The 12,128-nt window shown below is 40.8% G+C and carries 12 protein-coding genes and 2 pseudogenes; 4 read left to right on the top strand and 10 right to left on the bottom strand.

Features of this window, described 5'->3' with window-relative positions; genetic code table 11:
* Positions 1 to 81, bottom strand: a pseudogene (locus tag F8M47_RS12275) (transposase); the annotation flags it as partial.
* Between the two features lie 191 nt (positions 82 to 272).
* On the opposite strand from F8M47_RS12275, the gene F8M47_RS07110 reads away from it, so the two are divergent.
* Together F8M47_RS07110 and F8M47_RS07105 are read left to right on the top strand one after the other, a co-directional pair.
* A complete protein-coding gene (locus F8M47_RS07110; RefSeq protein ID WP_280177518.1) occupies positions 273 to 1,193 on the top strand; it encodes an NAD(P)-dependent oxidoreductase in 921 nt (306 codons plus the stop codon).
* Between the two features lie 9 nt (positions 1,194 to 1,202).
* Positions 1,203 to 2,039 (top strand): DUF72 domain-containing protein, encoded by an 837-nt coding sequence (locus tag F8M47_RS07105; RefSeq protein WP_150539433.1) that lies wholly within the window; start codon positions 1,203 to 1,205, stop codon positions 2,037 to 2,039.
* 64 nt (positions 2,040 to 2,103) lie between these two features.
* On the opposite strand, the gene F8M47_RS07100 is transcribed toward F8M47_RS07105, so the two are convergent.
* The 8 genes and pseudogenes from F8M47_RS07100 to F8M47_RS07065 form a co-directional block, all read right to left on the bottom strand.
* Complete coding sequence (locus F8M47_RS07100; protein WP_150539432.1) at positions 2,104 to 3,408, bottom strand: sodium ion-translocating decarboxylase subunit beta; 1,305 nt, start codon at positions 3,406 to 3,408, stop codon at positions 2,104 to 2,106.
* Between the two features lie 16 nt (positions 3,409 to 3,424).
* Positions 3,425 to 5,224, bottom strand: coding sequence for a sodium-extruding oxaloacetate decarboxylase subunit alpha (gene oadA, locus F8M47_RS07095; protein WP_150539431.1), 1,800 nt, complete (start codon positions 5,222 to 5,224; stop codon positions 3,425 to 3,427).
* A gap of 15 nt (positions 5,225 to 5,239) precedes the next feature.
* The gene (locus F8M47_RS07090; RefSeq protein WP_150539430.1) at positions 5,240 to 5,500 is read right to left on the bottom strand and encodes an oxaloacetate decarboxylase subunit gamma; all 261 of its coding nucleotides are present in this window, start codon (positions 5,498 to 5,500) and stop codon (positions 5,240 to 5,242) included.
* Positions 5,501 to 5,679: 179 nt separating this feature from the next.
* On the bottom strand, positions 5,680 to 6,867 hold the full coding sequence (locus F8M47_RS07085; protein WP_150539429.1) for an NRAMP family divalent metal transporter: 1,188 nt from the start codon (positions 6,865 to 6,867) through the stop codon (positions 5,680 to 5,682).
* Positions 6,868 to 6,891: 24 nt separating this feature from the next.
* Positions 6,892 to 7,632 (bottom strand): 5-oxoprolinase subunit PxpA, encoded by a 741-nt coding sequence (gene pxpA, locus F8M47_RS07080; protein WP_150539428.1) that lies wholly within the window; start codon positions 7,630 to 7,632, stop codon positions 6,892 to 6,894.
* Complete coding sequence (locus tag F8M47_RS07075) at positions 7,619 to 8,548, bottom strand: 5-oxoprolinase subunit C family protein (protein WP_150539427.1); 930 nt, start codon at positions 8,546 to 8,548, stop codon at positions 7,619 to 7,621. Before F8M47_RS07075 ends, pxpA begins: the two co-directional genes overlap by 14 nt.
* Complete coding sequence (gene pxpB, locus F8M47_RS07070) at positions 8,545 to 9,195, bottom strand: 5-oxoprolinase subunit PxpB (RefSeq protein WP_150539426.1); 651 nt, start codon at positions 9,193 to 9,195, stop codon at positions 8,545 to 8,547. Before pxpB ends, F8M47_RS07075 begins: the two co-directional genes overlap by 4 nt.
* A 109-nt stretch (positions 9,196 to 9,304) precedes the next feature.
* Positions 9,305 to 10,132, bottom strand: a pseudogene (locus F8M47_RS07065) (DNA ligase).
* Between the two features lie 200 nt (positions 10,133 to 10,332).
* Here F8M47_RS07065 and F8M47_RS07060 point away from each other — a divergent pair.
* The gene (locus F8M47_RS07060) at positions 10,333 to 10,524 is read left to right on the top strand and encodes a hypothetical protein (RefSeq protein ID WP_150539425.1); all 192 of its coding nucleotides are present in this window, start codon (positions 10,333 to 10,335) and stop codon (positions 10,522 to 10,524) included.
* Between the two features lie 11 nt (positions 10,525 to 10,535).
* On the top strand, positions 10,536 to 10,940 hold the full coding sequence (locus F8M47_RS07055; protein ID WP_150539424.1) for a YbjN domain-containing protein: 405 nt from the start codon (positions 10,536 to 10,538) through the stop codon (positions 10,938 to 10,940).
* 75 nt (positions 10,941 to 11,015) lie between these two features.
* Here the strand turns inward: F8M47_RS07055 and F8M47_RS07050 are convergent, their stop codons facing one another.
* Positions 11,016 to 11,849: a DUF5718 family protein gene (locus tag F8M47_RS07050; RefSeq protein WP_150539423.1), complete on the bottom strand. Its 834-nt coding sequence runs from the start codon at positions 11,847 to 11,849 to the stop codon at positions 11,016 to 11,018.
* Between the last annotated feature and the right edge of the window lie 279 nt (positions 11,850 to 12,128).

Below are 12,128 nucleotides of genomic sequence, written 5' to 3'. Positions count from 1 at the left end.
TTTAGCGACCTCACGAATACCCAAATCCTGTTCGGTCACTTGTTTGATAATGTTTAAACGAAATTGATAAGAATAAGACATAATCTGCACCTCAAATTAGGTGTCCAGGTTTTGGGGTGCAGATCAATTGGCAAATATAAAGCCTACAAGCGGTCAAATTACGTTGATATTTTACCATTATATTAGCAAAGTGCCTGAAATTTTATCTATTAGGATCTATGTTTTATTCGCAACAACAAATAGTCATAAAGCCTCTTTTCGCTTGAAAGAAAATCGCATACAATCCAAACAGTTTTAGCCGTTCACAAAAGGAAAACATTATGACAACAGAATTGAAACAAGTAGGTTGGATTGGCTTAGGTCAAATGGGTGTTCCAATGGTAAACCGTTTATTAGCGCATGAAATTGAAGTTGGGGTATTTAACCGAAATGCTGCCAAATGCGCTGAATTTGCAGAAAAAGGCGCAAAAGTTTATGAAACTGCGGCGGATCTAGTTCGTGAATATCAAGCGGTTATTTTAATGGTATCGGATTTTGCAGCAGCAAAAGATATTCTCAATGCGGATGTTTGTGCCAATTTAAATGGCAAAATTATTGTGAATATGAGTACGGTTTCACCGACCGAAAATAAGCAGCTTAAAGCGCTTGTTGAACAACACGGCGGACAATTTGCCGAGGCGCCTGTTTCTGGCTCTGTGGTGCCCGCCACCAATGGTACACTCTTGATTTTATTCGGTGGTGCGGCATCCGTATTAGACCGATTACGCCATGTATTTAGTATTCTTGGGCAACGCACTTTCCACTTCGGTGAAGTAGGTAAAGGCTCTGGCGCAAAATTAGTCTTAAATTCATTACTGGGTATTTTTGGCGAAGCGTATGCAGAAGCAATGTTAATGGGTGAACAATTTGGTATTGATTTGGCTGAATTGGCTGAGGCAATTGGCGGTTCTGCGATGAATTCCCCTATGTTCCAAACTAAAAAGCCATTGCTACTTGAGAAACAATTCCCCGCTGCATTTATGCTTAAACACGCCAGTAAAGATTTAAACCTTGCTTGTCGTGAGCTTAAACAAGCAGGCTTAACGTTACCTGCGGTTGAAACTGCCGCAAGTCAATATCGTGAAGCGGTCACAAACGATTTAGGCGGACAAGATGTCTCGGGGATTTATTTACAGTTGGCGAACAAAGCGTAAGTGAGTGTAATGCCTAACATCTACATCGGCACAGGCGGGTATAGCGATACTGATTTAGTTGGAACGCTCTATCCGCACGGTACAGCAAAAGGTGATTTTCTGACGGAATATAGTTGCCATTATGATGCGGTGGAAATTAATAGCACTTTCCATGCGCCAATTGGTGAGAAAGCTTTACGTGGTATGCTTGAAAAGGCAGAGAAGCGGTTAAATTTTTCGATAAAATTGCATCAAGATTTTAGCCATAAACGCATTGCAACTGCTACACAAGCACACGCCTTTTTGCACAGTTTACAGCCGTTGATTGAGCAAAATTGTTTAGCAAATTTATTTATTCAGTTTCCTTATACTTTTGAGCGAACGCCAGCTAATCGGATATATTTGGCACAACTTTGCTCGTGGTTTAAAGATTTTCCGCTGGCGGTGGAATTTCGGCATAACAGTTGGCATATTGAGGCGGTTTGGCAGACCTTTGCAAAACAGCCGAATTTGATTTGGTGTAATGTGGATTATCCGCCCAATATTGGGTTGCCAAAGTTTCAGTTTCAAAGCTTTCAGCGTATAGCCTATTTGCGTTTACACGGACATAATCAAAATTGGTGGGAGGTGGATTCGGCCGCGGAGCGCCATGATTATCGTTATAGTGATGAAGAATTAACACAACTAGCAGAGTTACTGTTTCAGCAACGAAATAGCTTTGATGAACTTTATCTCTATTTTCAAAATACCACGAAAAGCCATTCTTTCTATAATATTGCAACACTGAAAGGCTATTTAGCTGAGTTTGGTTTTCAAGTGAAAAACGAGATTTATAAACGCAGTGGCTCACAAGAGAGTTTGTTTTAATTGAGATGACAACAAAAAAGCGGTGAATATTCACCGCTTTTTAGCTTTATGATCGTAGCTTATGCTACATTGCTGCAATGTATTTCAACATTACCCCAGCGGCAATCGCTGAGCCAATGACACCCGCAACATTTGGCCCCATTGCATGCATTAATAAGAAGTTTTGTTTGTCGTATTCCAAACCAACTTTATTTGATACACGCGCAGCCATTGGTACCGCAGACACGCCAGCAGAGCCGATAAGTGGGTTAATTTTATTTTTACTAAATTTGTTCATCAATTTCGCCATTACCAGACCACTTGCAGTACCGATACAGAAGGCAACGATACCTAATAATAAAATGCCGAGTGTTTGTGGTTGGAGAAATTTGTCAGCCACTAATTTTGCACCGACGGATAAGCCAAGGAAAATAGTAACGATATTGATTAAAGCATTTTGTGCAGTGTCGTTTAAACGTTCCACTACTCCACTCACACGCATTAAGTTACCAAAGCAGAACATACCGAGTAATGGTGCCGCATCTGGCAGTAATAGCGCTACTAATAACAATAAGATAATTGGGAAAAGAATTTTTTCTCGATTAGTTACTGTGCGTAGCTGTACCATTCGGATTTTTCGTTCTTCATCGGTGGTTAATGCTTTCATAATTGGCGGCTGAATTAACGGCACTAACGCCATATAAGAATAGGCGGCTACCGCAATCGCACCAAGCAATTCAGGCGCAAGTTTACTTGCTAAATAGATTGCTGTTGGGCCGTCTGCACCACCGATAATACCAATTGCAGCCGCTTGCGGTAAGGTAAAATCAATAATGCCTAACCAGTTCAAGCCTAATGCGCCAAGCACAGTGGCAAAAATACCGAATTGTGCTGCTGCACCTAATAGTAAGGTTCGAGGGTTAGCGAGTAACGGGCCAAAATCAGTCATTGCTCCCACACCCATAAAGATAATGAGCGGCGCAACGCCATAACCAATGGCCACTTTATAGAATAGCGCTAATACACCTGCGGTATAGCCCATATCACCTGCAATTACTTCCAGCTCGTTTTGTAGTGAAGGTGCGGCTAATGCAATGGCTTCTTTAATACTCTCTATGTCTAAATTCGCACTATTTACTTTAGTACCAATGATTGCAAGCTGTTCAGCAGTGCCATGATGTAATAGCTTATCTAAAGCAGTCATGGCTAAACCTGCTTCTGGAATATTTGAAAGCAAGCCACCAAAACCAATTGGCAATAAGAGAAGGGGTTCAAAGCCACGGGCAATTGCCAGCCAGAGCAATAGCAGACTTACCGCAATCATAATGGCTTGTCCTAACTCCATATGTAAAATGCCCATGCCCTGAAACAGAGCGATAATACTTTCCATCTCAACTCCTTATTGTTTAAGCAAGGCTCATTAATAGTTGATCAACTGCTACGACATCACCTTGTTTTACCGCAATACTTTGTACTTTACCTGCTTTGGGCGCACAAATTTGCGTTTCCATTTTCATTGCTTCAAGAATGAGTAACACATCGCCTTCTGCGACTTGTTGACCTTCGCTCACTTCAACTTTAAGGATATTCCCAGCCATTGGTGCTTTAACTGGCTCGGCATTCGCTGCCACAGGTGCTGGTGGCGTACTCGGTGTTGCTGGCGTAACAGCTGCTGGGGCAATATTAGTAATATCACCACCTTCACTCACTTTCACTACAAAAGCCTTACCTTCTAGTTCAACAGTATAAACCGCTGCACCTGATTGTGGTGGTGCTTTCGGTGTTGGAGTTACTAGCTGTGTTGATTCTACGCTTGGAGCAGGCTCAAATGCTGCTGGGTTATTACGATTTTCTAAGAATTTCCAGCCAACTTGTTGGAATAAAGCAACGATTAACACATCATCAATCGTATTTTCTGAAAGCGTAATACCTTTTTCTTGTGCCTGAGCAGTCACCTCGGTAACTAATTTATCCATTTCTGGTGCGATATGATTTGCAGGACGATCGGTAATTGGTGTTGCGCCTTCTAGTACACGCTCTTGCAATGCTTTATTGACTGGAGCAGGTGTACGACCGTATTCACCTTTTAAAATACCTGCTGTTTCTTTTGCAATGGTTTTATAGCGTTCGCCCATCAATACATTCATCACTGCTTGTGTACCCACAATTTGTGAAGTTGGAGTAACCAGAGGAATATAACCAAGATCTTCACGCACACGCGGGATCTCTTGTAATACAAGATCAAGCTTATCGCTAGCATTTTGTTGCTTGAGTTGGTTTTCGAGATTGGTGAGCATTCCGCCTGGCACTTGAGCGACTAAAATACGGCTGTCGATTCCACGCAATTGTCCTTCAAATTTGGCATATTTTTTACGGACATCACGGAAATAAGCAGAAATTCTTTCGAGTTCAGGGATATTTAAACCAGTGTCGTAAGGCGTACCTTGTAAGGTTGCTACGATAGATTCGGTTGCAGGGTGACCATAAGTACCAGACATTGAAGAAATCGACGTATCTACGCCATCTACGCCCGCTTCAATTGCTTTTAAGAGCGCCATCTCAGCCATACCAGTGGTAGAATGACAGTGTAAATGCAACTCGACATCGTAGCGTTTCTTAATTTCGCTGACTAATTCATAAGCGGCCATTGGGGTTAAAATACCTGACATATCTTTGATAACCAATGAATCCACGCCAATTTCTAATAATTGTTCGGTTACATCTAGCCAAGTTTGTAAGGTGTGAACAGGACTAGTGGTGTAACTTAAAGTCCCCTGTGCATGACCGCCATGTTTTTTGACCGCTTGTAATGCTGCTTGCATATTGCGAGGATCGTTTAGTGCATCAAACACACGGAATACATTCATACCATTGGTAACACAACGTTCGACAAAGCGATCAACGACATCATCTGCATAGTGACGATAGCCTAATAAATTCTGACCACGCAATAGCATCTGCAATGGTGTTTTGGGGATCGCTTTTTTTAATTCTCGTAGGCGAACCCAAGGATCTTCACCTAAAAAACGAATACAGCTATCAAAGGTTGCACCGCCCCAAGCTTCTAATGACCAATAACCGATTTTATCTAACTCAGCTGCAATCGGTAGCATATCGTCTAAACGTAACCGCGTCGCAAATAAAGATTGATGTGCATCTCGTAACACAACATCAGTAATCGCAATTTTTTTATTTTGAATAGTCATGATAAAAATCCTCTCTTATTTTAGTCCTTGTTGGCGACGATGATGGGCAATCGCAGCTGCAATGACAGGGCGTAAATGGTCTAGATCATTGGCAGGTGCTATATTTGGCATCGGTTTGCTGGCTGGTGGAACGGCAATTGGTTCTGGGAAGTATTTATTAATTAGCTGAGACATAAAGCTAATCGCATAAATTAAAACAATCAGAAACAGTAATACAAAGCCCATTCCTGAAATCATGAGGTTGAGCCCCTCAGTGAAGAGTTCTGCATTTGTCATAAAAATACCTTCTATTATTGTGTTGCTTTTTCAAGATAATCAAATCGGAGTAGGCTTGCAAATGCTTTCCCCAAGAAATGCCAACTACTTCACAATTTTCCTTAGCTTTGTAAAAAGTAAGCGGTCGTTTTTAACTAAGATTTTGCAAATTTCACATCAAAAATGACCGCTTGGGAGGACTAGCTGATAAGGCCTTGAATGTATTTTGAGAGGGTCATCGCACTTAAAATTGCCATGCTGAGTGCAACGATAACACCGATAATCGTCATCCAAACTGGGTGTTTATAATCGCCCACGATTTTAGTTTTGTAAGCAGCTAATAAGATTAAACCTAATGAAATCGGTAAGATAAGTCCGTTGAGTGTACCAACAAAAACTAATACTTGGGCTGGGCGTCCGATAGTGGCGAGAACGGCGGTTGAAATAGCAATAAATGCAATGATCCACCCATTTTTATATTTTTCAATGGCAGGCGAGAAACTTGTGATAAATGAAACCGAGGTATAAGCTGCACCAATAACTGAAGTGATAGAAGCCGCCCAAATCACGATGCCGAAAATCATTAAGCCAACATTTCCTGCAATATAAGAAAATGGTGTAGCGGCTGGATTGCTAGGATCGAGTTTTACCCCTTGAGATACCACACCCAATACCGCTAAGAATAAAACTACTCGCATGATAGAAGCGATCAATATGGCTGAAATTGAGCTTTTACTCACTTCTTTTAGTGAATTTTTTCCTTTTACGCCCGCATCTAATAAACGGTGAGCGCCCGCAAAGGTAATATAGCCACCAACGGTTCCGCCAACTAGTGTTACAATTGCAATGACGTCTAATTTTTCAGGTAAAAAAGTATGAGTAATTGCTTCGCCAAGCGGTGGATTTGCGTTGGCTGCCACATAAATTGTGAGGGCGATCATGACAAATCCCATCACTTGTGCAAAGCGATCCATTACTTTACCTGCTTCTTTAAATAAAAATATACCGATTGCAATTGCGCCACTAACAATTGCACCCATTTCAGGTGAAATGCCTGTGAGGATATTTAGCCCCAAGCCTGCACCACCAACGTTCCCAATATTGAACGCAAGTCCGCCCATAATGATTAATAGTGCCAGCAAATAACCAGCGCCAGGAAGTACTGCGTTAGCGATGTCTTGCGCTTTTTTTTCTGAAACGGCAATGATGCGCCAAATATTGAGCTGTGCGCCAATATCTAACAAGATCGAAAGTAAAATTACAAAACCAAAACTTGCTACTAAAGTTTGGGTAAAGGTAGCTGTTTGAGTTAAAAAACCTGGCCCGATAGCAGAGGTTGCCATTAAAAAAGCGGCGCCAAGTAATGCGTTACGATTATTGTTTGCCATATGTTTCTCCTGTAAGCGGTCAAATTATGCCGCTGAAATGCAAATTTGTTGTTCTTGTAATGCGAGACGAATTTTTTGCGCAAATTGCAAAGCATGCGCCCCATCGCCGTGTAGACAAATGCTGTCAGCCTTAATCGGCACATTTTTGCTTTCAACACTTGGCACACTGCCTTCAAGTACCATTTGTAGCACTTGCGCAATGGCTTCTTCATCATTTTCTACCAAAGCATCTGCACGAGAACGAGGGACGAGCGAACCATCCGCTAAATAATGACGATCGGCAAAAACTTCAGAAATGGTACCAAGCCCTATATCTTCGGCAATCGTTAGCATTAAACTGCCCGATAACCCCATCAATTTTAGTGTAGGATCGAATTGCTGAATGGTCTGTGCAATCAACAAGGCAAGTGCTGGCTCTCGCGCCGCTTGGTTATACAAGGCGCCATGCGGTTTGACATAACTTAATACAACACCTTCAGCAGTACACAACGCACTAATAGCACCAAGTTGGTAAAGCAAGCAAGACTTGAGTTGAACAGCGGGTAACTGCATGGCAGTTCGCCCAAAATTTTCACGATCAGGAAAACTAGGATGAGCGCCTACTCGCACGTTATTTTGTTTTGCCCAACGAAGTGCTTTTTGCATTTCGTGGTAATCGCCTGCGTGCAAACCACAAGCAACGTTGGCGGAAGTGACCAATTTTAATAGAGCTTGATCGTTACCAAAGCCTTCGGCGAGGTCGACATTTAAATCAACATACTTCATCAACAATACTCCTTATATTTTCAAGATAATTTGCATTTTTTTGGTAAATTTCGACCGCTTGTGGGCGGCTAACTTGGCTAAAATACACCGCTTCACCAAAAGGAACTTGAGCAAGCCGCCCGAGATCAGCTTTAATGACACAGGCAATTTTGGGATAGCCGCCAGTGGTTTGTGCATCTGCCATTAAAATGATTGGTTGCCCATTGGGAGGCACTTGCACGGTGCCTGCTGGAGCTGCATAAGAGAGCATTTCAAGTGGCGTAGACAACGTAAGTTTTTCGCCCGCAAAGCGATAGCCCATACGATTGCTGTTGGATTGTAATTGCCATGCACTTTGCCAAAAGTGTTGCTGGCTATCTGCAGAAAACTCATCATATTCGGAAGAAGTGGTGGCACGAATGTGTTGGCTGAAAGGAATCGGCATAATTCCTAATGGAGATAAATAGCTATCTCGAATAGAAGTGGCGAGATTATCGCCTGTTTTAAGTAAGCGCCCTTGATAACCTCCGATTCCTGCTTTGAGATCAGTGCTGCACGAGCCTAGTACATTCGGCACAAGAAAGCCTCCCGCAACGCATAAGTAGGCATAGTTACCCATCACGATTCGTTTTAAGGTAAGCGTTTGGCGAGCTTTAGCTGTGTAGCGCCAATAAGGGAAAATAGGTTTGCCGTCTAAATTAGCCTCGACTAATGCACCTGTAAAACAAAATGGCGTATCGCAATCGAAAGTGAGCGTCATTCCACCTAAAGCGATTTCCATCACAGGTGCATTTTCTGCATTTTTTAGTAAAAAATTGCCCGCTTGTAATGCAAGCGGATCCATAGCACCAGCGTGACCCACCCCCAAAGAACGTAAACCATAGCGACCGAGATCTTGTATATGGGCAAAAGCGGTTAAATGTTTTATATAAATCATAAACTTATGCTCTCCATCACAAAACGAATCTGATCGCCTGCCTGTAGTAAGACGGGTTGTATTTGTGTGGCATCAAATAAAGCAACTTGAGTTTTACCAATAAGTTGCCAACCACCAGGTGAGGTAAAAGGATAAATCCCCGTTTGGCTACCACCGATCCCTACCGAACCAGCAGGCACTTTGGCGCGAGGTACTTCTCGCCGAGGTGTGTGTAGATTTTCAGGCAAGCCACCTAAATAAGGAAAACCAGGTTGGAAGCCCATCATAAAGACGGTGTAGAGAGGAGCGGTGTGACGCCTAACAATTTCTTCAGGCGTGGTGTGGTGAAATTGTGCAACTTGATACAAGTCTTCACCAAATTCACCACCATAGTGGACAGGAATTTCTATCAAACGAGCTTGATATTGCTCATCTTTATCTTGAATCGCGAGCCAAAGCCGTTGAATATCCATTTGCAATTTTTCGCTATCGGCAAACAGCGAATGGTAAAAAGTAATATTATTCATGCCTACCACCGCTTCTTGCACAGAATCAATTGTATTGGCGTATTTTTCCATAAGCCATAACTTTTGTTGCTTAGCGAGAGCGGTTGGCGGAGGCAGAGAACAAAGCAGTGAATATTCACTGGTTGCTGAAATAGTTAGCATACAAAGTACTCCAAAATGTTAAAAATATGTAAAATGCTTTTACTCTTTCAGCTATAAATTGTCAATCTGTTGCAGATAAAAAGATTTATTCGAATAAATAATTTGAGTGTTATTGAGGAGCATTATCTGTTCTGAGACGCCAATAGGTCGCAAAACGTGGTTTACCTTGTTCGGTTATACCTCGATATTTATAAGTAATCAAACTACCAATTGGCGGTGGATTCTCACGATCTTTATCTTTAAAACCCGAGCCAATACGAAAACGCCCTCGATGATTTTCACAGGTAATTGCCCCTAACTTATTACGATATTTTCCTTTGCCTTGGTGGTGGGCGATCACGGTGCATTCTTCATCGGATATAGGTTTGAGTTTAAGAATTTGCGCTGATCTTCCTTTGATATAAGCAGTATTCGGATTACGAACAACAACGCCTTCACCTTTTTGCGCTAAAACTTGTTGATAGAATTGCATTAAATGCGATTTATCTTGAATAGGAATTTGTTCAATGATTTGAATATAAGGTGTGGGGTGTTGTGCTAAATAGTTTTGCAGTTGCCCCAATCTTGCAAATAAATTGCCTTCAGCATTTGGCACGTCAAACACATAAAGCTTTAATTTATACCAGCCTTTTGGTTCGCTTGCTCTGACAATACTTGAAATTTCTTCAAATTTTCCCCGTTCACTAAATAGTTCACCATCAATAGCAAAAGGAGGAAAGTTTTTAACAAAGTAGTCTGGTGGCGTAAGAGGATTGCCTTGTCGACTAATAAGTTGCTCACCGTCTCAAAACGCACGAATGCCGTCGAGTTTCTCGCTCATTACCCAGCCAGTTAGCGCTTGATCTTGATATTGTTCCAGCAACATCAGGGCAGGTTTTTGGGCGAATAGCGATGTGGCGAAAAACAGAGAAAAGAGAAGTAATGTAATGATTTTCATAGTGCCTCCAAGGTTTTCAGCACTATAAAGCAAGAAAAGCAAATAATCAGATTTCGTGGTGAATTTGGCGATCTTGATCGCAAAAATAAAAATTGATCGCTTGTTATTGGGGAAAAGTGATTTTTGCAAAGGAATATATTCCTTTATGTCTGCTATTGACATTGCAGACATAATTAGTTATGCAAAAAGAGGAAAATTTAATGTCTCATTTATATTCCGTCGAATATACATACGAAGGGAGTATGGCAGATAAATCATTCCATTTTGTTCACGCGAGAAGTGAACGAGTGGCAAGGGTAATGGTAGAAGAATATATTGAAGAATTGCTAGAACTCCGATTTGGAAAAAGCGATATTTTATTTGAAATTGTTAATTTAGAGTTAGTTAAATAGAGGGGTTTATAATGTTTTATGATGAAGAAACCTTAGTAGTTAAACCATCTTATTCTGATAAAGAATTAGTCGTTATGTTACGAAACGATGGCTATTCAGCTGTGGATATAGCTGGCGAGCATTTCATAAGAGTTCGTATCGATGGAGATCAATATTTACTTTTTAATGGAAATAGAGGGGAGCTGCAATTATCTTGGATGGTTAGTGATGTTGATGTTTCATTAAATGTGATAAATAGATGGAACGCTCACTATCGTTTAGCAAGAGCTTATTATGCAGATGATAGAGAATATTTAGCATTACAATTTGATTTATTTTCAGGTGTAGGATTGGCAGAAGAACAGATTTTAGAATATATAAAGAAATTTCTTCGTATTGTTCGTGAATTTAAAGAGTTCTTATCAAAGTACGTTTAAAGCGTTAGTTATTATAAAGGCGGTTATTTTCTTACGAGAATTTGCAAATTCTCCGAAAAAAATAACCGCTTTCTATTAAGCTACTTTCTGTACTAACGCCGATAAATCGCCCGAAAATTGCTCGCTTTCTGCCATTGCTTTGATTTGATCGTGTGAGTATTTTTGTGCGTTGTAAACCACCACAATACTGGTGTCACCAATTTGTAAGAAATTACGCTCCCCAAATTCTGTATAACGTGTAGCACCAATACTAATAATGGCTTTAGTCGGATAATTCGCTTGTGCTAATAAGCCCGCAATATGATTCATCGGTCCTTGGTCTGGCTGGTGATTCATCTTATCTATAATCCAATTGAGCAGTTTTTGATGAAAATAACTATAGCTTACCGCTGGGCTATCTTCGCCATAAGTGTTTAGTTTGCCATCACGCTTATGAAAACAAGCAATATTATAATGATCTAAAGTACAACCTTCGGTAAAGCTTTCTAATGGAATTGATGTTGCAGAAATACCTTTTGATGCAGTCCCCCAGTTTTTCTTTTCACAAATTTTGCGAGCATTTGGACGGCGGATTGAACAATCGTTGTAAGCAGCAAAATGCGTTGGTTTTAGTGCTATAACTTGCTTATCTTGATATGCAACTTCACAAATTAATGCTATTTCAGGTTCAATTTGCAAATTATCAGCATCATGAGGGAACGTGATCGTATCGTGTGAAAGGGGATAAGCAGAGAGAAATTGTTCGGATTGCGCTAAGTTTTGACTAGGAACATAGAAAGGAAAAATGGCTTTTGGCTGAATCGCTTCTTCCGTTTGCACTTGTTGGAAATCAGCGGCTTCGCCTGCCTGCTCTAAATGCCCAGCAAAATTACCTGCTACACCTAAGCCAATAAAATGTTCTTTTTGCATAATATCTACCTCTATATGGATGAACTATGCAAATGTAACGATATATTTGGCAAAAAGGAAGATAATTTTAGTAACATTAGCTAGGATTATTTTTTAATAGAAACGTGAGTAATAAGCACTTTTTCAGCATAAAAACACTAAAAAACAGTCAGATTGTACTAAAACTGCGCTTTTGATAAATTTTTCAAGATTTTTTGCAAAAAACACTTGCATAGGCTTAGAAAATCTCTATAATGCACCACACACAACGACGCACTGTTGTGAACGAAGTTAAGTTAT

This window comes from Actinobacillus vicugnae (assembly GCF_901687125.1).
Classification (GTDB): Bacteria; Pseudomonadota; Gammaproteobacteria; order Enterobacterales; family Pasteurellaceae; genus Actinobacillus; species Actinobacillus vicugnae.
Note: the sequence above shows the minus strand (reverse complement) of the source record. Positions and strands in the feature narration are given on the sequence as shown.

Excerpts from the sequence above, each read along its gene's own strand:
- F8M47_RS07105 (WP_150539433.1), top strand. The coding sequence starts at position 1,203 with ATGCCTAACATCTACATCGGCACAGGCGGGTATAGCGATACTGATTTA.
- F8M47_RS07100 (WP_150539432.1), bottom strand. The coding sequence starts at position 3,408 with ATGGAAAGTATTATCGCTCTGTTTCAGGGCATGGGCATTTTACATATG.
- oadA (WP_150539431.1), bottom strand. The coding sequence starts at position 5,224 with ATGACTATTCAAAATAAAAAAATTGCGATTACTGATGTTGTGTTACGA.
- F8M47_RS07090 (WP_150539430.1), bottom strand. The coding sequence starts at position 5,500 with ATGACAAATGCAGAACTCTTCACTGAGGGGCTCAACCTCATGATTTCA.
- F8M47_RS07085 (WP_150539429.1), bottom strand. The coding sequence starts at position 6,867 with ATGGCAAACAATAATCGTAACGCATTACTTGGCGCCGCTTTTTTAATG.
- pxpA (WP_150539428.1), bottom strand. The coding sequence starts at position 7,632 with ATGAAGTATGTTGATTTAAATGTCGACCTCGCCGAAGGCTTTGGTAAC.
- F8M47_RS07075 (WP_150539427.1), bottom strand. The coding sequence starts at position 8,548 with ATGATTTATATAAAACATTTAACCGCTTTTGCCCATATACAAGATCTC.
- pxpB (WP_150539426.1), bottom strand. The coding sequence starts at position 9,195 with ATGCTAACTATTTCAGCAACCAGTGAATATTCACTGCTTTGTTCTCTG.
- F8M47_RS07060 (WP_150539425.1), top strand. The coding sequence starts at position 10,333 with ATGTCTCATTTATATTCCGTCGAATATACATACGAAGGGAGTATGGCA.
- F8M47_RS07055 (WP_150539424.1), top strand. The coding sequence starts at position 10,536 with ATGTTTTATGATGAAGAAACCTTAGTAGTTAAACCATCTTATTCTGAT.
- F8M47_RS07050 (WP_150539423.1), bottom strand. The coding sequence starts at position 11,849 with ATGCAAAAAGAACATTTTATTGGCTTAGGTGTAGCAGGTAATTTTGCT.